This is a genomic window from Chloracidobacterium sp., from assembly GCA_016720705.1.
In the GTDB taxonomy this organism is placed as follows: domain Bacteria; phylum Acidobacteriota; class Blastocatellia; order Pyrinomonadales; family Pyrinomonadaceae; genus OLB17.
On sequence record JADKKB010000005.1, the window covers coordinates 544,607 to 568,118 of the forward strand.

Annotated in this window: 24 protein-coding genes and 1 tRNA gene; 12 read left to right on the forward strand and 13 right to left on the reverse strand. The window is 50.3% G+C overall.

Going from position 1 to position 23,512, the window contains the following annotated elements:
- The first annotated feature begins 31 nt into the window (after window positions 1-31).
- A complete protein-coding gene (locus tag IPQ00_05735; protein MBL0240064.1) occupies window positions 32-670 on the forward strand; it encodes a DUF937 domain-containing protein in 639 nt (212 codons plus the stop codon).
- Here IPQ00_05735 and IPQ00_05740 read toward each other — a convergent pair.
- Entirely contained in the window at window positions 657-1,094 is a 438-nt protein-coding gene (locus tag IPQ00_05740) for a hypothetical protein (GenBank protein MBL0240065.1), read from the reverse strand. The two genes, IPQ00_05735 and IPQ00_05740, sit on opposite strands and share 14 nt — an antisense overlap.
- Before the next feature lie 229 nt (window positions 1,095-1,323).
- On the opposite strand from IPQ00_05740, the gene IPQ00_05745 reads away from it, so the two are divergent.
- Window positions 1,324-2,859: an FMN-binding glutamate synthase family protein gene (locus IPQ00_05745; protein MBL0240066.1), complete on the forward strand. Its 1,536-nt coding sequence runs from the start codon at window positions 1,324-1,326 to the stop codon at window positions 2,857-2,859.
- 642 nt (window positions 2,860-3,501) lie between these two features.
- On the opposite strand, the gene IPQ00_05750 is transcribed toward IPQ00_05745, so the two are convergent.
- On the reverse strand, window positions 3,502-5,001 hold the full coding sequence (locus IPQ00_05750) for a leucyl aminopeptidase (GenBank protein MBL0240067.1): 1,500 nt from the start codon (window positions 4,999-5,001) through the stop codon (window positions 3,502-3,504).
- Between the two features lie 56 nt (window positions 5,002-5,057).
- Complete coding sequence (gene smpB, locus IPQ00_05755) at window positions 5,058-5,516, reverse strand: SsrA-binding protein SmpB (protein ID MBL0240068.1); 459 nt, start codon at window positions 5,514-5,516, stop codon at window positions 5,058-5,060.
- 84 nt (window positions 5,517-5,600) lie between these two features.
- Here smpB and IPQ00_05760 point away from each other — a divergent pair.
- From IPQ00_05760 to IPQ00_05785, 6 genes are all read left to right on the forward strand, one after another.
- Window positions 5,601-5,674, forward strand: a tRNA-Gln gene (locus IPQ00_05760).
- Between the two features lie 8 nt (window positions 5,675-5,682).
- A complete protein-coding gene (locus IPQ00_05765; GenBank protein ID MBL0240069.1) occupies window positions 5,683-6,126 on the forward strand; it encodes an acyl-CoA thioesterase in 444 nt (147 codons plus the stop codon).
- A 77-nt stretch (window positions 6,127-6,203) separates the two neighbouring features.
- Entirely contained in the window at window positions 6,204-6,383 is a 180-nt protein-coding gene (locus IPQ00_05770; GenBank protein MBL0240070.1) for a hypothetical protein, read from the forward strand.
- 15 nt (window positions 6,384-6,398) lie between these two features.
- Window positions 6,399-6,953, forward strand: a complete 555-nt coding sequence (locus IPQ00_05775; protein ID MBL0240071.1) for a hydrolase — start codon at window positions 6,399-6,401, stop codon at window positions 6,951-6,953.
- Window positions 6,954-6,998: 45 nt separating this feature from the next.
- Window positions 6,999-9,416, forward strand: coding sequence for a UvrD-helicase domain-containing protein (locus IPQ00_05780; GenBank protein ID MBL0240072.1), 2,418 nt, complete (start codon window positions 6,999-7,001; stop codon window positions 9,414-9,416).
- A gap of 49 nt (window positions 9,417-9,465) precedes the next feature.
- On the forward strand, window positions 9,466-9,873 hold the full coding sequence (locus tag IPQ00_05785) for a hypothetical protein (GenBank protein MBL0240073.1): 408 nt from the start codon (window positions 9,466-9,468) through the stop codon (window positions 9,871-9,873).
- A 4-nt stretch (window positions 9,874-9,877) separates the two neighbouring features.
- Here IPQ00_05785 and IPQ00_05790 read toward each other — a convergent pair whose 3' ends face one another.
- The 9 genes from IPQ00_05790 to IPQ00_05830 form a co-directional block, all read right to left on the reverse strand.
- Window positions 9,878-12,529 carry a hypothetical protein gene (locus tag IPQ00_05790; protein MBL0240074.1) on the reverse strand — a complete coding sequence of 884 codons (2,652 nt, stop codon included), beginning with the start codon at window positions 12,527-12,529 and terminating at the stop codon, window positions 9,878-9,880.
- Window positions 12,530-12,662: 133 nt separating this feature from the next.
- Window positions 12,663-13,223: a ribosome recycling factor gene (frr, locus tag IPQ00_05795; GenBank protein MBL0240075.1), complete on the reverse strand. Its 561-nt coding sequence runs from the start codon at window positions 13,221-13,223 to the stop codon at window positions 12,663-12,665.
- A gap of 2 nt (window positions 13,224-13,225) precedes the next feature.
- Window positions 13,226-13,945, reverse strand: coding sequence for a UMP kinase (locus IPQ00_05800; GenBank protein ID MBL0240076.1), 720 nt, complete (start codon window positions 13,943-13,945; stop codon window positions 13,226-13,228).
- 83 nt (window positions 13,946-14,028) lie between these two features.
- Window positions 14,029-14,691, reverse strand: a complete 663-nt coding sequence (tsf, locus tag IPQ00_05805) for a translation elongation factor Ts (protein MBL0240077.1) — start codon at window positions 14,689-14,691, stop codon at window positions 14,029-14,031.
- 102 nt (window positions 14,692-14,793) lie between these two features.
- A complete protein-coding gene (gene rpsB, locus IPQ00_05810; GenBank protein ID MBL0240078.1) occupies window positions 14,794-15,771 on the reverse strand; it encodes a 30S ribosomal protein S2 in 978 nt (325 codons plus the stop codon).
- A 133-nt stretch (window positions 15,772-15,904) separates the two neighbouring features.
- Window positions 15,905-16,297 (reverse strand): 30S ribosomal protein S9, encoded by a 393-nt coding sequence (gene rpsI / locus IPQ00_05815; GenBank protein MBL0240079.1) that lies wholly within the window; start codon window positions 16,295-16,297, stop codon window positions 15,905-15,907.
- 79 nt (window positions 16,298-16,376) lie between these two features.
- The gene (gene rplM, locus IPQ00_05820) at window positions 16,377-16,811 is read right to left on the reverse strand and encodes a 50S ribosomal protein L13 (GenBank protein ID MBL0240080.1); all 435 of its coding nucleotides are present in this window, start codon (window positions 16,809-16,811) and stop codon (window positions 16,377-16,379) included.
- An 87-nt stretch (window positions 16,812-16,898) separates the two neighbouring features.
- A complete protein-coding gene (locus IPQ00_05825) occupies window positions 16,899-17,435 on the reverse strand; it encodes an NUDIX hydrolase (GenBank protein ID MBL0240081.1) in 537 nt (178 codons plus the stop codon).
- Between the two features lie 10 nt (window positions 17,436-17,445).
- Window positions 17,446-17,586 (reverse strand): hypothetical protein, encoded by a 141-nt coding sequence (locus IPQ00_05830; protein ID MBL0240082.1) that lies wholly within the window; start codon window positions 17,584-17,586, stop codon window positions 17,446-17,448.
- Between the two features lie 224 nt (window positions 17,587-17,810).
- Here IPQ00_05830 and coaBC point away from each other — a divergent pair, with 224 nt between their 5' ends.
- From coaBC to crtI, 4 genes are all read left to right on the forward strand, one after another.
- A complete protein-coding gene (gene coaBC / locus IPQ00_05835) occupies window positions 17,811-19,070 on the forward strand; it encodes a bifunctional phosphopantothenoylcysteine decarboxylase/phosphopantothenate--cysteine ligase CoaBC (GenBank protein ID MBL0240083.1) in 1,260 nt (419 codons plus the stop codon).
- Between the two features lie 441 nt (window positions 19,071-19,511).
- Entirely contained in the window at window positions 19,512-20,111 is a 600-nt protein-coding gene (locus tag IPQ00_05840) for a uracil-DNA glycosylase (GenBank protein ID MBL0240084.1), read from the forward strand.
- Window positions 20,112-20,233: 122 nt separating this feature from the next.
- Window positions 20,234-21,118, forward strand: a complete 885-nt coding sequence (locus tag IPQ00_05845) for a phytoene/squalene synthase family protein (GenBank protein ID MBL0240085.1) — start codon at window positions 20,234-20,236, stop codon at window positions 21,116-21,118.
- The gene (gene crtI, locus IPQ00_05850; protein MBL0240086.1) at window positions 21,111-22,613 is read left to right on the forward strand and encodes a phytoene desaturase; all 1,503 of its coding nucleotides are present in this window, start codon (window positions 21,111-21,113) and stop codon (window positions 22,611-22,613) included. The genes IPQ00_05845 and crtI overlap by 8 nt, the downstream gene beginning before the upstream one ends.
- Before the next feature lie 7 nt (window positions 22,614-22,620).
- Here crtI and IPQ00_05855 read toward each other — a convergent pair whose 3' ends face one another.
- Window positions 22,621-23,499, reverse strand: coding sequence for a prenyltransferase (locus tag IPQ00_05855; protein ID MBL0240087.1), 879 nt, complete (start codon window positions 23,497-23,499; stop codon window positions 22,621-22,623).
- Window positions 23,500-23,512: the final 13 nt, after the last annotated feature.

The following is a 23,512-nucleotide window of genomic DNA, read 5'->3' on the forward strand; positions in this document are numbered from 1 at the left end:
TTAAATAATTCAAAATTAAGGGAGATTATCTATGTTTTCATTACAAGACCTACTTGGACAAGACCAGGGAACTCAGGCGGTCGATCAGATCAGTCAAAATGTCGGAGCGGACAGTTCGCTCGTAAATTCGGCGATCCAACTCGCCTTGCCGGCACTCATCGGCGGCCTTGCCAACAACGCCGCGACGCCCGACGGTGCCGAGAGCCTCAATGCCGCTCTCGATCAGGATCACAGCGGCGGCGGCATCCTCGATAACCTCGGCGGATTGGCCGGAATGATCTTTGGCGGCGGCCAGGCCGCACCTCCGCCGCGTCAGGCGGACGCGGGCGGCATCCTCGGCCATATTTTGGGTACAAACCAAGGTGCGGTCGCCCAGGACGTTAGCAATAAGACCGGACTCGGGATGGGACAGGTCGCTCAGATCCTGATGTTTCTCGCACCGATCGTGATGGGCTATCTCGGTAAGCAGAAACAGCAGCAGGGCGTCGGTGCCGACGGCCTCGGCGGACTGCTCGGCGGATTGCTCGGCGGAGCCTCGCAGCCCGTACAGCAGCAGTCAAGCGGAAATGCGATGCTCGATATGGCGTCAAATATGCTCGACAGCGATCGCGACGGTAGTGCCGTAGACGATATTGCCTCGATGGCTTTCAAATACATCACCAATAAATAGTCACTATCTTGATCGACCGCAGGCACTCCTCGATATCCTGCGAATCGGCCAATATCTCCAAATGCAAAAGTCGCCGGGTTAAACCGGCGGCTTTTTTAATTCCTATTTGGATGCAGCGACCCTCGCTCCCCACGCCGCCGTCATACGAGTATCGACCAAGCGTCACGTTCGAAGAGTTTCTGACTTGCGTCTGCATATTCTCGCCGTCATAAGTGTTGCTCCGCCCGTCCGCGTCGGTCCGCGTGAAACCGCACAAATCATACGAGTATCCGCTCGTAGTAATTCGGTTCGTCGTCGTGCTGATCTTTGGATTCGTAAATGCCGGAGTCGCAAACGAAGCGGGCATCGTCGTGTTTGTCTGGTTGGGATTCCCTTTGCAATCGCTGCCATCGGACTTTATGAACGAGTATCGAATAGATCGCATGGCCTGACCCTATTCCTCTTTTTCTACTTTTCTACTCTCAAGACATACATCTTCGTTAAACAAGCCGTGAAAACGACGCTAACGCTCGTCATTGATTATTTTATAAACTATGCTCTGCTAAAATAAGAGTGAAAATACGCAAATTTGATAGGATTTTCACTCTCTGAACGTGTGAAAGTAAGCCTCAGAGGTATTTATGGCAAGATAGAAAGCCTAGCAGTTTAATAATATGAGTGTCAGACAAGGTTTCATAACATTATCGATAGTAATAGTTGCGGCAATTTTACTTCTTAGTTTGATCAGTCCGTATTTTTTGCTGACTTTTATAGTAGTCGCACCGATTATTGTGATCGGCGTGATCGACATTACACAAAAGAGACAGACTATTCGCAGGAATTTTCCGATAATCGGAAACTTTCGCTATTTGCTGGAAAAGGTCCGACCAGAAATAATGCAGTATTTCGTTGAAACCGATACGGAAGGAAAACCGATAAACCGGCTTTTTCGTTCTGTAATTTATCAACGAGCAAAAAAGCAAACATCCACAAGTCCGTTCGGAACTCAGTGGGATGTTTATCGGTCGGGGTATGAGTGGATCGACCATTCGATCTATGCCGCAAATCCGGCTGATCTTGAACAGGAACAGAGAGTTGTCGTTGGCGGAGCAGACTGCAAAAAACCATATTCGGCAAGCAGATTAAACATCTCGGCAATGAGTTACGGCTCATTAAGTAAAAACGCAGTATTGGCAATGAATGCCGGGGCAATGCTTGGAAATTTTGCACAAAATACCGGGGAAGGCGGACTGAGCCCGTATCACCTGCAACCCGGCGGAGATCTGATCTGGCAGATCGGGACGGGGTATTTTGGCTGTCGGACGGAAAATGGGGAATTCAGCCCGGAACTTTTTCAGAAAAAAGCCACTTTGGATAATGTGAAAATGATCGAGATAAAACTTTCACAGGGAGCAAAACCCGGACACGGAGGAATACTGCCTGCCATAAAAAACACCGAAGAGATCGCCGCTATTCGGCACGTCAAACCCCACACGACCGTCAACTCGCCGCCCGCTCACACCGCTTTTATTGATGCGGAAGGGCTAATGCAATTTATCAAAACGCTGAGAGATCTATCCGGCGGCAAGCCTGTTGGCTTCAAAGTGTGCATCGGAAAAAAATCAGAATTTATGGACATCTGCAAAGCGATGATAAAGACGGGAATAAAGCCCGATTTCATCGCCATAGATGGAGGCGAAGGCGGAACGGGAGCAGCACCGATCGAATTTGCCGATTCCATCGGAATGCCTTTAAGAGATGGGCTTTCGTTCGCAGTTGATTGCTTGAACGGATTCGATTTGAAAAAAGATATCAAGGTGATCGCCGCCGGAAAAGTCTTTAACGGATTTCACATTGCCAGACTGATCGCGATAGGTGCCGATATGGTCAGCGTAGCTAGAGCAATGATGTTGGCAACCGGATGTATTCAGGCACTGCAATGCCATCTGAATACTTGTCCGACTGGCGTTGCAACTCAGAATGAAGGGTTAATGAAGGGTTTAGTGGTTTCAGACAAAGCTCAAAGAGTTGCTAATTACCACGAAGCAACGATCATGAGTTTCATTGAATTGCTATCTGCCTCCGGTGTAGTTTCCGCCAATGAGTTAAGTCGTGAACATATCAACAGGCGGATCGGAGCAACAAAAGTGTTGAAATACAGCGATATTTACCCGGAAGTCGAGGTTGGGGCATACTTGAAACCGGTGTGATCTTAACCCGTGTACTGATTCTAATTGTTCTAACTCGCTCCATAAAAAAAGCTATCGGCATCGGGCCACCGATATTGCAATTCTCTATTCGGAGTCAATCTAATTGTTCGCGGTGGGAGATGTCGCTCATTTTTATTTTTGTGTCATAGATAATATGTTGTATGATGCACAACATCTGTGAGATAATTGTCTTGCGGGTCCATACGGCAAGTTCTTCGGCTATGGCCTTGATCTTTGAAAATACTCGGATACGCAGAATTGTATTGCGAAACAGCACGATCCCGCTAAATGCTACAAACACACGCGTTAAGGCATTTCCAAGCTCATTTTGCGATGAACCTTAGGGGAAGGAAATTAATTAGGGACACTTTGGGTGGTTAACTTATTTATTTGGAGCATTTAGCCTGTCCCAAATTCGCCAGAAACCTGTAATTAATTAGGGACACTTTCCGCCCGTAACTAACAGCAATCACACGGCTTAGCGTTTAAGAACGCGTGCTCCAACTGTTTCAAATTAAATTGAACTAATTTGGGACACTCACGGGCGGTAAAACGCGAACAGGAAAAGGGCCAAGAGCTTTTGCCCCAGGCCCTTTGTTAATAGACAAACCGTCCGGCCGTGGCCTGCGGGTTTTGGGTAGTTTACTGTGATCTTTCGATCAAGCGGATGAGCGAACGGATCGCGACGGCGGTCGGACCCTTGGACATATGCGATTTTCCGGAATCGATCCAAGCGGTGCCGGCGATGTCGAGATGGGCCCATTTAGCTTTGTCTATAAACTCCTGGATGAAGACGGCTCCCATAATGGTGCCCGCTTTGCCGCGAGGGCCGATGTTCTTAATATCGGCAATGTCAGACCTGATCTGTTTGCTGTATTCGGGGCTGACCGGAAGCTGCCAGAAGCCTTCGCCGGTCTCTTTACCGCAGGCGATGATCTCATCGACCAGGCCTTGATCGTTGCCCATTATGCCTGTGTTCTGGTCGCCAAGAGCGACGATCACGGCTCCGGTCAGCGTGGCCATATCGACGATGCTCGTAGCTCCGAGCTTTTCGGCGTAGGCGACAGCATCGGCGAGGATCAGACGGCCTTCGGCGTCAGTATTGAGGATCTCGATCGATTTGCCGTTCATCGCGTGCACGACATCGCTCGGGCGTGATGCCTTGCCGTCGGGCATATTCTCGACTGCCGCGACGATGCCTATGACCGGCACGCTGGGCTTGAGCATTGCGATCGCACGCATTGTGCCAAGCACGGTCGCACCGCCGGACATATCGTACTTCATCGCGTCCATTCCGTCGCCGGGTTTGAGCGAGATGCCGCCGGTGTCAAAGGTGATGCCCTTACCGACGAGAGCCAACAGCTCGCCCGTTTTGGCGGTGCTCTTGGCAGGCGTATATTTGAGGACGATCATCTTGGCCGGCTGTTCGGAACCGATCGAAACGCTCATCAGCGAACCCATCCCGAGCTTGGTCATCTTGGCCTCGTCCAGGATCTCGCATTTGAGACCGGTTTCCTTGGCCATCTTCTGGGCTCGTGCCGCCATCTCGGTCGGATGCAGGATATTCGGCGGCTCATTAGCTAGGTCGCGGGTGAAGTTCATCGAATCGCCGATAGCCTGGCCGCGGGCGATGCCGTTCTTGATATCGGCAGGCTTGGCTCCGTCGATGCAGATGGTCAGACCGGTGACGGCCTTGTCATTCTTGTCCTTGGTCTTGTATTTATCGAGCTCAAACTGGCTGGTGATAAAACCCTGAGCAGCATTTTGGGCGATCTCGACGGCCGATGCCTCGCATCGGGGCAAGAGTGCAAAGGTCTTGACATTGCGGGAACGCAAAAATCGGGTAGCAGTACCGGAGACGCCGGCGACATCCGATGTGCCGAAATCTTTTTCATCACCGACGCCGACCAGAAGAAGGCGACTGGCCTTGCCCTTGCCCTTAGGCACAAATCGTATAAGAGCGGTCTCGCCCTTATCGCCCTTAAATTCTTCGTTTTTAATGACAGCGGCTATCAGGCCGCCGGTCAATTTGTCGAGATCTTTGATAACGCCGGCGGTGACTTTATCACCTTTGAAGACTGCGACTGCTAACGCATCTACGTTAGCTTCGGTAAAATTTGCGTTTATTCCCTGAACCTTCATCCACACCTCTGTTATTAATTGTCTTTTTAAGCTAAAAGCCTTGTACTATCTATAACTTATCTAAGCCCTTGTTTCAACTCTTGCCGAGTTTCTTTATCGATCGTCTTACGCATTTCGGTTTCGCGTTTGTCGTATAGCTTCTTGCCCTTGGCAACGCCGACCTCAAATTTGATCCGCCCGTTTTTCCAATAAATGCGGGTTACAACGAGCGTCATACCCTTAACGGTGGTTTCTTTTTCAAGTTTTTCGATCTCGCGGCGGTGAAGTAGGAGCTTTCGCGGCCGCAAGACATCGTGATTATTGATATTGCCGTGCGAGTAATGAGAAATATGCGAATTCAGCAGCCAGACCTCGCCGTCCTTGATCTGAACAAAGGCTTCTTTGAGTTGAATGCGGCCGGCCATAATACTCTTAACCTCGGTGCCGACGAGAGCGGCGCCGGCCTCGTACTTATCAAGAATGAAGAATTCGTGATAAGCCTGACGATTGTTAAGTATATCTTTGTCTTCCGACATAAACCTCTATTTTGCCTGTCGGAGAGGAGATACGCAAAGTGGTTTGACAATCGCGGCGACTGGAACGTAAATTATTAGTAACGCTGGGAGATCGTCTAATGGTAGGACTGCAGTCTCTGGATCTGCCTATCGGGGTTCGAATCCCTGTCTCCCAGCCAATAATCTTATGACCGGCTGGCACGAAACCGAAATACGGGTACGCTACGCCGAAACCGACCAGATGGGAATAGTTCACCACTCGAACTATTTAGTTTGGTTCGAAGTTGGCCGCGGCGACCTGTGTAGGGCACGCGGCTTTTCCTATAAAGAGATGGAGGAGGTCGACGAAGCTTTGATGGTCGTGGCCGAGACCTATTGCCGATACAAATCTCCCGCGTACTACGACGATGTGCTGACGATAATGCTGATGGCCAGCGAGGTCCGAAGCCGAAGTCTGCGTTTCGTTTACAAGGTGTATAGGCGTGCGGATGACACGCTGATCGCTGAGGGCGAGACGCTGCACGTGGTGACCGACAACAATAAAAAGGTTAAAACCCTGCCTGAAGCTTACCGCAAACGCTTTTTGGGTGACGATGCCGACCTTGCCCCGGCCGTTCGGCCTCAGCGATAAGGTCGACCATTGCTTTTCAAGCCCGCGTAATCGAAACCCGACTTGAATCTGCACACATCGGACTCTACACTACTCTTATGCCCGGATCCGGAAGAGCCGAAATTTACTTCATCACCTCGATGATGATCCTTATCCTGATCATTTGCGCGGTGGCTCTGTACTTTTTTTTCAAGACCTACAAAAAGGAAATGCTTGAAAAAGAAGCCCGAAAGCAGGAACGCGAGATCAAAAAGGCCGCCGAAACCGGTCAAGAGTGATCCGCTCAAAAGCCAATGCATCAAAACTCTCTACAAGCCGGTTCGACGGCATTGATCGTCGTCGATATTCAGGAGGCGTTTCGTGACGCGATCCCGGGCAGTTCGTCGTTGATCGAGCGGGCAGTGATCGCGGTACAGGGTTTTCAGATCCTCGGATTGCCGGTGATCGTAACCGAACAATATCCGAAGGGCCTCGGACGAACGGTCGAAGAAATTTTGCTTTCGCTCTCGGACGTCGGTGGAATCTTGGAGAAATCGACATTCAGTGCGATCGGATGTGAAGCCGTGGTTGAGCGTCTGAAGGCAGGCGGAATACAAAAGGTGTTGATCTGCGGCGTTGAGACGCACGTTTGTGTCAATCAGACGGCCCACGATCTGCTGGCAAGCGGATTTGACGTTCATCTGCTGCTGGACGCGGTCGGTTCGCGAAACGAAACGGATAAAGACGCTGCCATACGAAAGATGACGTTCAGCGGAGTTGTTCCCTCAACGGTCGAAATGGCTTTGTTCGAGCTAATGCGAGATTCGCGTCATCCACATTTCAAGGAAATTCAATCGCTGATCAAGTGATCTTATCCGGCGATTACGTGCCCGGAGACAATTGTAACGGTCCCAATGGAAATATTTGCTTCACTAAATCCGCAGCAGATCGATGCGGTCAAGACGACGGAAGGCCCTTTACTGATCCTCGCCGGTGCGGGCTCGGGCAAGACGCGCGTGATCACCGTCCGGATCGCTCACTTGATCGCTGATAAAAATGTGCCGCCCCACAACATTCTCGCGGTGACGTTTACAAACAAAGCGGCAGGTGAAATGCGTTCGCGTGTCGCCGAGTTGCTCAAAGATGAGAAACTGCAGTCGGCACCGCTGATCTCGACATTTCACAGCCTCTGCGTACGAATCCTGAGGCAAGATATCGAAAAACTCGGCGAGGGCTACAACAAGTCGTTCACGATCTATGACACAGACGATTCGCAAAAAGTCATAAAAGCTTGCATCAAAGATCTCGGGCTTGACGAAAAACAAGTAACACCTCGAGTGGTCAGAAATGCCATAAGCTCAGGCAAGAACCGCGGCGAGGACTCGAATGACTTTGCGACCAAGATCGAATATGGCGATGGAAAGCGGGCCGCGATGGCAAAGGTCTTCAAGATGTACGATGAACGACTTAATACCGCAAATGCTCTTGATTTTGACGATCTTTTGATCAAGACGGTCAAACTGCTCCGCACATCTGCCGAAACACGCGAGAAATACAACGAACGCTATCGTTACATTCTCGTTGACGAGTATCAGGATACCAACGCGCTGCAGTTTGCGATGATGAGTTATCTGACTGAAAAACAGCAGAACATTTGTGTTGTCGGTGACGATGCCCAGAGCATATACGGTTTCAGACAGGCGGATATACGTAATATTCTCGGCTTTGAAGAGCATTTTTCGAACGCGAAAGTCATTTTGCTCGAGCAGAACTATCGTTCGACACAGACGATACTCGATGTTGCTCACGCGATCATCGACAATAATATTAATCAGAAGAAAAAGAAGCTCTGGACGTCCAACCCCGGCGGCGAGCGAATATTCTATTTTCAGGCTTTCGATGCTGACGGTGAGGCCAGATTCGTCGCGGCTAAGATCCAGGATCAATTGCGACGCGATCCGGGAGCACGGATGGCCGTCCTATACCGCACAAATGCCCAATCCCGTTTGTTTGAAGAGTCTCTCAGGCGTTTGCGGATCGAATACAATATCGTCGGCGGCTTTTCGTTCTACGAACGGGCAGAGGTCAAGGACATCGTCGCTTACCTAAAGCTTGCGTTGAATCCGTTCGACGATATAGCCTTACTTCGCGTGATCAATACACCGACTCGCGGCCTGGGTAAAACGAGCCTGGATGAACTGCAACGACACGCCAAGTCGAATGGTGCGTCGCTGTGGATGACAATTGCCTCGATCACCGAACCAATGTTTCCGGCCGAAGTGAAGCTGACACCAAGGGCGAAAGAGGCAATGCGTGGATTTCGCAAGGCGATCGAGAATCTGATCAGTAAGATCGGTGAGGCCGGTGAATCAAATAAGCCTGTATCAGACGTTGTGATCGCGGCGATCGAGGACACGGGCTATGCCAATAGCCTTAGATCCGAAAATACTGACGAAGCGGCGGCGAGGCTCGAAAATCTCGAAGAACTTGTAAACGCCGCCGTTGATTACGACCAACAAGAAGTTGACGGACTGAGGGATTTTATCGACCACGCGGCGTTGACGTCCGACACGGACAAATTCGACGGCCAGGCAAGCGTAACGTTAATGACCGTTCATTCGGCCAAAGGGTTAGAGTTTCCGACAGTGTTTTTGGTCGGTTTGGAAGACGGCATCTTTCCTCATTCGCGTTCGATCAACGATCCTAAGGAACTTGAGGAGGAGCGCCGACTTGCCTACGTTGCTATAACCAGGGCCGAGAAACTTTTGTATGTGACGCATTCGATGCGGAGGCGTGTCTATGGCGAGGAGATAGCGGCGGAACCGTCGCAGTTCCTGAATGAAATGCCGCTGGAATTGATCGAGGACCTCTCACAAGGTTCGTCGTGGCTATCGTATGCCCGTAGCACTTCGACGGGGTCGGCAAGCGTGTCGGCCGAGCCCGACCGAAATTTGGCCGAGCCGCCAAGACCGAAGAGCGTATATACGGGTAAGACCTACAACAGCGTCGACGCGATCGCTGAGTTTTTTAAGAAGAAGGATAAGCCAACGACTGATCCGGCAGGCCCCGAAATTACAAATCAAACTCCAACAAAGCCGAAACCGTCAGCTTACGAGAGTCTCAGGGCGGCATCATCGGCGGCAAAGGGAATTGAGCCAACAAAGGATAGCGGCCAACTCGGGCCCGGGGCACACGTCATACACGATAAATACGGACGCGGATTAGTGCTGAGACGTGAGGGGTCGGGGGACAACGCCAAGTTGACGGTCAGTTTTCCGGGGTTTGGACAGAAAAAGCTCATTGAAAAGTACGCCAAATTGCAAAAAGTGTGAACGGCCAACGTCATGAAGACGTAACAAGTTTCTCGGCGGTGATTAAATTATGAAAAATAAAGTTGCTTTGATGTTGGTTACGGCGATCCTTGTGGCTGCTGTATTAGGGTGCTCGTCGATCAATCCGTTTTCTGAGAAGAAGTCAGGTACGTCGTCAAGCTCATCAAATAAGACGATCACTGACAAGGCTGTCGACACGGCGGTCGGTGAACAAAAGATCGGCGTCCCCGAGTGTGACGAAGTAATGGATATGCTTGCCGCCGAAAGTAACAATCCCGATGATAATTTCGTTTCCAAGGCGATCAAGGCAACATTTCTGAACAAGATCAAAGAGTCGATCAAGAAGAGCGTCGAGGAAAACAAGACAGACAAGGCCGAAATGGCTAAAAACTGCCGAGAGTTTAAGTCTCAACTCGAAAAATACAAGGCGGAAGAGAAAGCGAACGCTGAAAAGTAGTCAGCTACTGAGCGTCGCGCTCGGCCTTATCGGCATCAAGCTTTCGAGTCCATTCACTATTCGGATAATTCTTACGCAGGATCGCCTCGACGGCGACCTGCGTTTCTTCGCTGTTGCCGCAGCCATATTTCGTCCAACCATTTGCCGCGTGCACGATGTAGAGAGCCTCGGGAACACGCTTGTCCAACGGAGCACGCTTTTGCCAGTCGATCACCCGCTTTGCAAGGAACTCCGGGGCGTCACCGATCAGCGAAAGCTTTCGGAGTTCAGCCTCGGCAGCCTGCTTTTGGGCGGCAGTAACAAATCCGGGGATCTTCATCTTCGTTGCGTCTGAACTTTCGTTGTCTTCGGAAATATAATAAGAACACCACCAGTCGTTTGAGTCCCACTCGCCAAACTGATTATCAGCCTTTCCCATACCGTCCTCGACCCAAGGACTCATAACGGGATTCTTCAATATAAAGTAAAGAACCGCACGATCCATAGCCACCTGTGAAGTCGACGACGTTATTTTGGCAAGATCGGCATCCATTGATTCATCATATTGAGCGACCGCCGGAGTCATCTTGATCAGTGTCGCCATATCGTCCAGCAAATATGCGCGAGTCCAGATAGCTATCGCGAATTTCGGCCGAAGGTAGTCAGGGATTGCCGGCGAGCGCTCGATCTTACTGAGCAATGACTGAGGAAAAGTCCGGTTCATCATATCGATCGTTTCGGACGCAAACATTTTACGGCCGATCCAGAGCTTTTCTGTCTTAAATCTTTCCTCGACCTCTCTTTCAAACGCCTCGCGTCCGTCTTTATTATACTCCGGGTCATAATATGTCTTTTGCAGGGCGATCAGGTCGTCGATCGAACCAACCGATCCGTCGAAATCGTACGCGAACGGTCGGCGAAGCGAATAGGCAAGAAAGTTGTCAAGCGATTCCGCGAGACGGAGTTTAAGGGCTGCAAAACTGTTTTGGCTCGTAATCGAGAGGCCATCGCCACGGGCTAGCATCTCATCGACGATTTTAAGTCCCTCGGCATTTTTGCCTAGGTCGAGCAAGAGTCTTGCACGGTGATATACGACCGTTTCGTACGCCGGTGAAAGGGAACTCAGTCGATCAGAGGCTTCGAGCAGACGCTGAAGGTCCGGCGAGGACTTGTCAGCCTTGACGATCGCACTTATCAGCCAATGGTCAGCACCGGTCGCGATATATTTTTTTAACGAATACGAATAGGCTTCGGGTGTCTCGGTCTGGATAGTAAAGAGCCAGTCCGTCAGGTCATCATTTTTTAGAAAGGCCGGCAACGATTTGAGTTCGAGCTTATCCTCGCTGTAATAACCGCCTTCGTATATTGACTGCTGACGGTCACTGAACCGATTTGAATACGCTTCTTGCCGGGCAATGATAACTCGTTTTGCTATATCGTCGGTGAGATCGTTGCCAATTATTTTCTCGGCGGCGGCGAGAGTCGCTTGATCACTCGCATCGACCGGCACTCTTATCACCCAGTTCTTGACGTAATTCTCCGTGTAGACGGTAAAGACAAGTTCGTTGTCATCGATCTGAGCAGGCGATTCCGGAGTCGGTTCCGGGGTCTTCTCAGCATTTGGATTCTTGGCGTTCTCGATCGCGGCCTTTCGCATCGCTTCTGCCTCAAGCGTCTCACTCTCAAATTTGTCGAGTAACCAAGTGTAATCGATTATGTCTTGTTTGAAGTTGTTGTTCGCGGTCTGGAAGGAGATCTTGCGTGCAAGTTCACCGACACGTTCCTTTGGATAAAGACGAAATCGTACGAGCCCGATCATCCGCTCTGAGGAGTCGGAGAACTTGCCCGTTCGGGATATAAATCTCTGCAGGTGAGACTCGGCTTCTTCGTAAAGCGGCTTGGCCGCTATGGGCGATGATGAGAGACTTGCCTGCCGGATCAACGTGCGGGCAACAAGATAGTCTGCCGTTTCCTGCCACGGCGACGCGGTGTCCTGAGCGATCTCGGCAAAATGTTGTTTTGCATTTCGAAAGTCGAGCGAATAGAACTCCGCTGCCGCCTGTTGATAGCCACGATCCTTTTCAAGCCACTCCGGCGAGCCCACGGGTACGTCCTCGGGAATCCGCTTGCCGCTGGCACAATTTTGAAACACTTCATCTTGGGCTCTTACCCAGTTTTGCACACCCGCATCGTTCGGACCGTGAGAGGCAATTCGGTCGCCGAGCGTTTCAGCGGCAACCTCAAACGCGTTAATACTGCAGTTTGGAAAAAAATCATAACCGCCATACGAACGCTCGACGTAGATCGAGGGAATCTTTTCTTCCTTTGTAACAACCTCCTTACGTTTATCGAGCCAGAGCTTGACGACGGGGGTCACCTCATCCGTCTGGGTATAATCGCGGTCAATAGTGGTCTTCCAAAGATCAACCAATGAGTTCTGTTCGTCGACCGAAAAGCTGCCGCCGCCCAAGTACCTATAAGCCGCGATCAAAACCGAACGCCGAAACGTCGGTTTGATGATCCCAAGGTTGCCCGCCGCAAAATTCTTATACGGTTGTTCCGGCGATTTGTTGATCTCGAATATAGGCGTAATATAGCCGGGGCCGCAGGGCGATGCGTTTGATAGAAACGCAAATATCAGCACCAGGACGATCGCGAAACGGGACAGGATATTCATATAAGTTTACCGACGGCGAGATCAATTGGTTAAATATACCCCAATTCCGGAACGATAGAAAGATAATATTTATGCACAAAAAATGCCCGCATCGCAAAGGCGAAACGGGCATCAGGATAATGGTGGGTCACGATCAGACTATCATGATCTCGTGCTCTTTGTTTTTGGAAAGCTCGTCGATCTTGGCAATGTGGATATTAGTCAGTTTTTGCACCTCTTCTAGGCTGCTACGCTCTTCGTCCTCGGAAATAGCTTTGTCCTTGAGGAGCTTCTTAAGCTGGTCATTCGAGCTGTGGCGAAAGTTGCGCACTGCGATGCGGTGTTCCTCGGCGATCTCGTGAACCTGTTTCGCAAACTGCTTGCGGCGCTCCTCATTGAGAGCGGGAACCGTCAGGCGAATGATCTTGCCGTCATTTGAGGGGTTAAGTCCGAGATTGGCTGCGATGATGCCTTTCTCAATCGCTGCCATCGCGGTCGCATCCCACGGTTGAACGGTGATCATCTGCGGTTCAGGAACGGCGACCGACGCCATCTGGTTAAGCGGTGTCGGAGTGCCGTAATAATCGACCGAAACTGCGTCCAATAGACCTACTGTTGCTCGACCGGTGCGGATATTAGCGAGTTTACGCTTAAAATCTTCGACCACACCATCCATTTTCGGCCCGGTATCTTTGATAATGTCTTGTGCACTCATAATCAACTAGTAACAAGCGTGCCGATTTCGGTATTTCCGCACACTGCTTTAACAATATTACCATCTTCCCGCATGTTAAAGACCATTATGGGAAGGTCATTATCCATACAAAGCGAGATCGCCGAAGCGTCCATCACCTTCAATTGTTTTTCAAGAACTTCCTGGTAGGTGATCGTATCGTAACGAACCGCATCCGGATTTTTCACCGGATCAGAATCGTAGATACCATCCACCTTGGTCGCCTTAAATATCACATCTGCCTTCATTTCCAGGGCACGCAAAGCGGCCGCCGAATCCGTCGTGAAAAACGGGTTGCCCGTTCCGGCAGCGAAGATCACTAAACGCTTTTTTTCTAAATGGCGGATCGCACGGCGGCGGATAAACGGTTCTGCCAACTGCGGTATGTCGATCGCCGACATCGCCCGCGTATAAACGCCGACCTTTTCGAGAGCGTCCTGGAGCACGACCGCATTCATTATGGTTGCCAACATACCGATATAATCGGCAGCGGCTCGATCCATATTTCCTGCCGATTCTGAAACACCGCGAAAGATATTTCCCCCGCCCACAACGATGGCGATCTCCACGCCCATATCGTGAACGGTTTTGATCTCTCTCGCAAGAGCCTCAGCCACACGGGTGTCGATGCCGTAATTCTGCTCGCCCATCATGGCCTCGCCGGAGAGCTTGAGCAGAATTCGCTTAAATGATGGCGTTGCCATAGATTTTAGAATAAGTCAGTCTTAGGAGTTCGAAGTTGCGGCTCAAAACTGGTTTGAGCCGCGAACTCAGATCTACACGACTATTAACCGACCATCGACGCCACTTCGGCTGCAAAGTCATCAACCTTCTTGTCGATGCCCTCGCCCATCTTAAAGCGTGAAAATCGGCGGATCGAGATGTTCTCCTTGATAGAACCGATCTTTTCGGCGACTAGCTCACCGACGGTTTTCGACGGATCCTTTACAAACGGTTGATCCACGAGAACGTTGTCCTCGTAATACTTGTTTAAGCGCCCTTCGATGATCTTGTTCAGAACATCTTCGGGTTTGTTGGCGTTCTTGGGGTCGTTCTTGAGTTGTTCCATAAGGATCTCGCGTTCCTTGACCAGAACGTCCGCAGGAACCTCATCGCGGTTGGTGAAACGTGGATCGACAGCAGCGATGTGCATCGCAATATCCTTGACCAACTGCTGAAACTCATCACCTCTCGAGACAAAATCGCTCTCGCAATTTACCTCGACGAGGACGCCAACCTTGCCGCCCATATGAATGTACGAGCCGACTGCACCTTCGGCCGTGACGCGTCCGGCCTTTTTGCCGGCGGAAGCCATCCCTTTCTTTCGAAGGAGTTCCATCGCTGTATTTTCATCACCATTGGCCTCGACCAGGGCGTTTTTACAATCGATCATACCCGCACCCGACTTCTCACGAAGTGATTTAACTGCGCTTGCTGTAACTTCTGCCATAAATTGCTCCAATATCAAAAATAATATGTTTGCTTATAAAAAAGCGTAGCCCGTCGCCTACGAAACGAAGAAGAGCTACGCTTTCAGCAATAAAAATGTAAACTAGCCGACGGCTTCGTTGCTTTCTTCCGTTTTTTCGGTCGTCTCGGCGGTTTCGACTGCCGCAGTAACTTCCGGCTCAATTGCCTCAACTGCCGTCTCCTCGGTCTCGACAGCCTCTGCCGCATCATCCTCTTCCTCTTCCTCGTCGGGAATGTCGGCTGATTCGATCTCGGCTACCTCATCGGCTGAAAGATATTCCTTCGGAATTGCGTTGAGTGAAATTTCCGTTGCGGCGACTTCCGGGGCGTCGGCTTCGTCGATGTCAGCGATGGCGATGCCACCTTCGGTGCCGATCTGCTTGCCCTCAAGGATCGCATCAGCAATACGCGACGCGAATAAACGAATTGCACGAAGGGCATCGTCGTTGCCGGGAATCACGTGGTCAATACCCTCCGGAGAGCAGTTGGTGTCAACCACCGCTACGATCGGGATGTCCAAACGATTTGCTTCTTTAACGGCGATATCTTCTTTACGAACGTCAATGATGAACATCATATCCGGCATTCCGTTCATATCCTTGATACCGGCAAGGTTCTTCATCAACTTTTCGTATTCACGATCGAGTCCCAAACGCTCTTTCTTGGTGAGCATCTCAAATCGACCGTCTTCACGCATAGTTTCGATCTCCTTCAGTTTGTTGATCGATTTTTTGACGGTGTCAAAGTTTGTGAGCAAACCACCGAGCCAACGGTTGTTGATGTAAAACTGGCCGCAACGCTCCGCCTCTTCCTTGATCGCATCCTGAGCCTGACGCTTGGTGCCGACAAAGAGGATCTTCTGGTTGGGGCGTTCCGTGAGCGACTCCGTAACGTAATTGAGAGCGTCGCGGAATAGTTTCTGCGTTTTCTGCAGATCGATAATGTAAATGCCGTTGCGTTCGCCGAAGATGTATTCTTTCATCTTCGGGTTCCAACGCCGAACCTGGTGACCAAAATGAACTCCTGCTTCTAGGAGTTCTTTCATCGTTACTGTAGCCAAAACTTATCTCCTTGGTTTATGTACTCAGCAATGCGGATATTGAACCAAAGTGCATTGCTGATGGTTTTGAGATTCTGAGGCATAGCGTCGGGGCACAATGGTCGCCCAAGCGAAAGCCGCAAAACCACTAATATTAACGCTTCGAGAACTGGAATCGCTTACGAGCGCCTTTCTGTCCGTATTTCTTACGTTCTTTCTGCCGCGGATCACGGGTGACCAGGCCGGCTTTTTTCAAAGACGGGCGAAGGTCAGCGTTGAATTCCATCAACGCACGCGTGATGCCGTGACGAACTGCACCTGCCTGTCCGGCCGTGCCGCCGCCATCAACATTTACAAGTATGTCGAACTGCTCCGCAGTCTCCGTGAGACGAAGCGGTTGGCGAATGATCATTTGCAACGCTTCGTTCGGAAAGTATGTATCAAAATCGCGTTTGTTGACGACGATCTTCCCACTGCCCGGGCGAAGGTAAACACGTGCGGTCGAAGTCTTTCTGCGGCCGGTGCCGTAATACTGTATGTCTGCCATATCTTTTATCTCTATCATTTGTCGTCGACCATCTGCCGGCTACGGAATTTTCCGACAGCCTTATTAGGTCGACCGACGGTTAGATGTCTCGTGCCTCAGGTTTCTGGGCAATATGCCTATGCTCGGCGTTGGCATAAACCTTCAATTTCTTAAACATCGCACGGCCGAGCTTTGTTTTCGGCAACATGCCCTTGACCGCAAGTTCGATCACCTTTTCAGGCTTTTTCTCGAACATTTCTTTGACAGTCGTCTCGCGCAAACCACCCGGATAGAGGGTGTGGCGGTAATAGATCTTTTGATCGTCCTTGGATCCGGTAAATACGGCATCACGAGCGTTGATCACAACACAGTGATCGCCCATATCCATAAACGGCGTCCATGCCGGATTGTTCTTTCCTGACAAGATCCTTGCAACCTCAGTTGCGAGGCGACCCACAGTTTTGCCTTTCGCATCGACAACAAGCCATTTGCGATTTTCGGCCAATCCCTTTCCACTCGGAAAATAAGTACTCATAATTGCACACACTAAGAGAAAAATCCGCAAAATTGCGAACCGATAGGATATCGAAATCAATGTGTGAGGTCAAGTCGAAAGCGGCCGTTAAATCCGTGCGGCCAATTTTGTGGCTGAAAGTGTGAGGCCGATGATGGTCTTGGCATCCTCGATCAAACCGCCATCTATCATATCGAGAGCACGTGGTAGAGCGATGCGTTCGAGCTCGATGATCTCGTCGCCGTCTAGTTTCTGTTCGGTTTCGGTAAGTTCGGTTGCCAAAAAAAGATGCATTTTCTCAGTGACAAACCCCGGCGAGACATAAAACTCCGTCAACTTTTCGACTCTGCCTGCAATGACTCCGACCTCTTCCTCAAGTTCGCGGATCGCCCCAACCAAAGCGTCTTCGCCGATTTCGAGTGACCCGGCGGGCAACTCCAGCAAGAATTTACCTGCTGCGTGGCGATACTGCCTCACCAAAGCTACGGTCCCATCATCAAAGATCGGCACGATCACGGCACTTCCTTTGTGAACGACGATCTCACGTTTATATTCGATATCTCCCTCGCGAATATCGTCTACGCGAAGGTCAAAGATCTTTCCCTTATATAAGGTGGCACTGCTAAGTGTCTGGGGTAATAGCATAGTGTTCGAACTACTCTTCAGGCGGGTCGTTTGCCGCCGCTGACTGGCCGGCATCATTATCATTTGTTACCCGGCCTTTAGGTTTGCGAATAAACAGGAAATAACACGCGACTGCCATAATCGCCAAAATTACCAGATAGTTAAACTTCATATTCGGTGAACCTCTAATGTGAAACTTATTTTACAACAACTCTTGTAGAAAGTCGGGATTTTGGGGCACTGCGATTAACGAAACTCGGAACGAACTCAGTTTACAAGGTTTCTTTGAAGTCGTATCGGGCGAGCTATGCGAATCGATCGATAACACCGCCAGCATTATCTTCCGCAATCGCTGCCACACGTGGTGTTTTTTAGCCATTGATATAAACTGTTTCTATGGCGAAATATCGCATAGGTTTAGGCGTTTCGGGCGGGATCGCGGCTTATAAGGCTGTCGAGGTTTTGCGGTTGTTGCAAAAGGCAGGTTGCGATGTGTCGGTGGCAATGACGCGGCACGCGACTGAATTTGTACAACCGCTCACATTTAGGGCTTTGACCGACAAGCACGTCGTTGTCGATGATTATGCCGCCGATAATCCGGACCCGATCGCCCATATTAATTTTTCGCAAAATATCGACCTATTGCTCATCGTTCCGGCCACGGCGAATATCATTGCGAAGTTTGCGAACGGAGTGGCCGATGATTTTCTTTCATCGACGTATCTCGCGACGACAGCACCCGTATTGATCGCGCCGGCAATGAACACGACGATGTGGGAACAGCCCGCGACAAAACGGAATGTCGAGCGGTTGCGAAATGATGGCGTTCACTTTATTGAACCAATTGCGGGCGAATTGGCGTGCAAGACCGTCGGGACCGGAAAGCTTGAAGACGTTGAGAATATTGCTTACCAAACTCTTGCGATCTTAGCGTCCGACGAGCAAGGCCGCGGGGGCATTAACGCCCAAGTACGATCGATAGGGAATATGCCTCGCTCGAACGACCTTTCGGGTGAGAATATTCTCATAACGGTTGGAGGCACTCGTGAGGCGATCGACCCGGTGCGGTTTATCTCTAATCACTCATCCGGAAAGATGGGTTTTGCTGTTGCCGAGGCGGCGGCGGCACGTGGTGCTAAAGTGACGGTGGTCGCAGGGGTTACTACTGTGGAACCTCCGACAAATGTAAAGGTGATCCAAGCCGTATCGGCCGACGATATGTTTGCGGCGGTAATGGGCGAATTGGCTGCGGCGACGATCTTTGTCGGTGCGGCCGCAGTTGCAGATTACGCTCCGGCCAATGTTGCTGATGCAAAGATCAAAAAGGACGGTCGAGATTCGATGACGCTGGAACTAAGGAAAACGCCTGACATATTATCGAACGTGTCGAGAAATCGGCCTGTCGGAATGATCGTCGTAGGTTTCGCCGCCGAGACCAATGATGTCATCGGCTATGCTCGATCAAAAATGGAGAAAAAGGGACTGGATATTGTCGTCGCCAACGATATCACAAAGCCAGGTGCGGGATTTAATGCCGATACTAATATTGCCACGATCATTACCCGCAACGGTGGCGAGACGGACTTGCCTTTGATGGCGAAACGGGAAATGGCGGATAGAATATTAGACGAAGTCGCAGTTATGAGGCAAAATTGACCCGATAACTATACGGCTTATTCGAGGTCAAATTCGTCTGGTGGTTTTGGTCTCTATGATCTTTAAGCTTTGTGTTCGAAAACGTGTCAACTGATGAATTCTGACCTAAACAATCTGATTGCGGATGTAAGAGAGCAATTGTTGTATCTGCAAGAGTTGGGCGTTGAATCGTTTGACGCTGACCTACTTAAAGTAATTCCGATAAGGTCGATTCCCAGCCAAGCGGCGGTCGATCCGCATTTACCTACTCTGTCTGAGGCAGTAATGCCGCGCACCACGACCGAAAGTCCTAAACGGCCCGACGCTCGTTTTCCGGGAGTGTCACGGCTTGCATCGCTGCCATCGTTATCAAAGCGGATACAGCCGACAACGTCACCGAATATAGAAACGCCGCCCCCGATCGGAGCGACATCTGAGCCGATCGCAGAGTCAAAAAAACCGATGTCACTAACTGAAACTCTTCCAAACGATGCCAATACCGCCGCCATTCTTAAAATTCGAGCTGAGATCGGCCCCGACTGTACGCGATGTAAACTATCTGCCCTTGGCCGCAGCAAGGTCGTAAACAGCGTCGGTAACTTTAATGCTGAACTGATGTTCGTTGGCGAAGCCCCGGGTGCCGACGAGGACGAAATGGGCGAGCCATTTGTCGGGCGAGCGGGTAAATTGCTGACTGATATCATTGAAAAAGGCCTTTTGATACCGAGAAAGGACGTATTCATAGGCAATATTAATCGCTGCCGTCCACCGCAGAATCGAGCTCCTGAGCCGGACGAGACGGCCGCTTGCAAGCCTTTTCTAATCCGTGAGATCGAGGTCATTAAACCCAAAGTAATTGTGGTTCTTGGGGCGACGGCCGCTCACAACCTGCTCGAGACCAAAGTTCCTATAGGTAAACTGCGAGGGCAGTTTCACGATTATCAGGGCTGCAAGGTGATGCCAACGTTCCACCCGGCATATCTGCTACGCGATCCTCACAAAAAACGCGAGGTTTGGGAAGATATGAAGATGGTACGCGATCTTCTAAACGATGAAAAATAAATTTCTGTCTTCCTGAATCCTAATCCTTGGATCGTTCGAAGAGGGTTGATAGGAAAGGAAAACGCACACTCTGATCTCTTACATGACTTAAAGGAGCTGCGTTTGTTTTCCTGATTTGAAAAATGACGGGACTCAAAACATCGAATGAATTGAACAGGACCGGCCTGCTTGAATGTCGCGACATCACGCGGCGTTACGGCACTAGCTTCTATTTTGCTACACAATTTTTTCCCAAGGAAACGCGCGACGGTATCTACGCGGTGTACGCATTTGCACGTATCCCGGATGAGATCGTGGACGACCCGGGCACGACGACTCGTTCCGAGCGAGTTGAACGCCTCGAGGAATGGCGGCAGACGTGGCTGAGAGCAATGGGTAACGGCGGTTCGGACGACCCGATAATGGCGGCCATCGTTCACGCCTTTCAAAAATACGATATACCGATCGAAGACGGCGAAGCGTTTCTTAAGTCGATGTTTATGGACGAGGAAAAGAAGGCCTACGCCAATTACGCCGAGCTTGAGGAATATATGTACGGGTCTGCCGGGGTCATCGGCTTGATGGTCACCAGGATAGTTGGATTCTCCACGCCGAAAGCATTCCCATACGCGATCAAGCTTGGATATGCATTCCAACTCACGAATTTTTTGCGCGATATTAAAGAGGACTGGGATGAACTTGGGCGTGTCTATATGCCTGAGGACGAACTTTCCCGCTTTGGCCTCGCCGGCTCCGATCTTGGACGACGGCGTTTCGACGATCGGTTCATCGATTTTATGAAGTTCCAGATCGAACGAAACAGGCAAATCTACCGCGAAGCTCTGCCGGGTATCAAAATGCTCAACTGGCGAGGGCGTCTAGCGGTCAAGATCTCGTTTGTTCTATATCGGGCAATATTGGCCGAAATCGAACGAGCCGGATACAATGTTTATCGCGGACGCGTGCGAACGGACCTCAGAAAAAAGATAAAGTTGTCGATTCGGGCATTGGCGGGCGTTTATGAATAAAAAAGTAATCATCATCGGGTCAGGAATAGGCGGGTTGGGAACAGCCGGCCTTTTTGCTAAAAAAGGCTACGAAGTCACTGTTTTTGAGAAAAACGCAAATTTGGGTGGACGCGCCAACATATTTGAAGCAAATGGTTTCAAGTTCGATATGGGGCCGTCGTGGTATCTTGCTCCGGATATATTTGAGCACTTTTTTGAATTGATGGGTGAACGGGTCGAGGATCATCTCGATCTGGTGCGACTGACTCCTTCGTATCGGATCTTTTTTCGTGAAGGTTCAGAACAGCTTGATATTCACTCCGACATCAACATCGATGCGGCCACATTCGACGCGATCGAACCGGGTGCCGGCGACAAACTGCGAGCTTATCTAAAACAGTCCGAGTACCAATATGGTGTTGCAACACAGCATTTTATGTATAAGAACTACGACACTATTTTTGATTTCCTCAATAAACGTGTCGCGACCGAAGGTCAAAAGCTATCGGTGTTCTCAAAGATGCACACCTTTGTCTCGAAGTTTTTCAAATCGCAAAAACTGCGTCAGGTGATGGAATACACGATGGTTTTTCTCGGCACCTCGCCATATGAGGCTCCGGCTTTGTACAACCTGATGTCGCATATGGATTTCAATCAGGGCGTATTTTACCCACAAGGCGGGTTTTACGAACTGATCAAAGCGTTGGTGCGAATAGCAGAGAAGAACGGTGTCGAGTTCAAGACAAACTCAGCGGTCTCCGAGATCATCGTTGACGATGGCGTCGCCAAAGGAGTTCGGCTTGAGAGCGGCGATGTCCACAACGCAGACATAGTCATCTCGAACGCCGATATGTGGTTTACCGAGTCCAAGATGCTTAAGGCTAAAGACCGCACATTCTCAGACCGGTATTGGAAAAAACGCGTGATGGCACCGTCGGCGTTTATGATGTTTCTCGGTGTTAGCGAAAAACTGCCGGGGCTGATCCATCACGACCTTTTATTTTCGGAAGACTGGCGGAAGAATTTTGATGACATATATAAGGATCCGACGCTTCCTATGGAACCGTCGCTATATGTGTGTGCCCCAAGTGTAACTGACCCCAGCGTTGCTCCCGCCGGTAAGGAAAACCTTTTCGTGCTGGTTCCCATCGCTTCGGGCCTCGACATTTCCGAGGACCAAAAGGAGGATTATGCGGATCGCATCCTCTCGATAATGGAAAGCGAAATGGGTCTAACCAACCTTCGGGAAAAGATAGAATTCAAGCGGCTCTATACTGTCGAAGATTTTTCGGTCGATTACAATGCTTTCAAGGGGTCGGCCCTCGGCCTTGCTCACACGCTGATGCAAACGGCGATTTTCAGGCCTAAGAATTTTTCCAAGAAGGTCAAGGGGTTATACTACGTTGGAGCGGGAACAAATCCGGGCATCGGAACGCAGATATGTTTGATCAGTGCGGAACTTGCATACAAGCGAGTGCACGGCATCACGTCGGCCGGGCCTCTTGAGAACCTATAGGTTAGTGTTAGGATCCCGGATGACACGGCACGAAAAGGCACAAAAGAAATTTTTGGATGGCAACATACCAAAACAACCCGAAACCGATAAGTGCATTTACGATCGGGAAGTAGCGGTAAATGTTGAAGACACCATCGCGGTTGGAGGTCAATGACGACACGACCATCATTGTCGCGTAAATAGTTCCGCAGACTATACCGAACCATCCCAGAAACTGGAAAGCCAGAACCGTGGAGGTCAAGTAGGCAATTAGACAAAACACATGCGTGCCGGTTGAGCCAAGTACGGTCGCGATCGTCGCCAAATTGGCCTTCCGATCTGCATCAATGTCCGGAATTGCGGAGAAGGCATGCATTGCCGCTGTCCAAAGTCCGCCGGCAACAACCGCTTGCCAAGGCGGCAGGTCGCCCTTGACGAAAGCAAACGCGAAAATGCCGGGCATCACGTAGAGCACGTTAAACGCCGAGTCGAGAAACGGCACGGCCTTCGCACGAATGGGTTTAGCTGAATATAAGATCGAAAGCACTAGAAACGCGATCAGCACGTTAATTGCGACAAGCGGCACCACGATCATTCCTGCGACAAACGGCAGATTTATGATCAAGATCGCAAGCAGCACACTAGTTCGGCGTTCGGGCGTGACCAGAGCTTCATAAATCGATTTTTTGGGATTCAGCTTGTCGGTCTCATAGTCGCACAGGTCGTTTATACCGTAAACGAATAGATTTGCGGGGAGCGTGAAATACAAAGCAAAAATCGCATAATGCCAGTTCAAGAGTTCGTCGCGAGTCGCGACTCCAGCGATAAGCCCGACTAAATACGGCCCGAGCAAGTACACCCAAAATCGCGGACGGCTGACCTTTAATAGGAATGCGAAATCGGGCATAGATGGATTATAA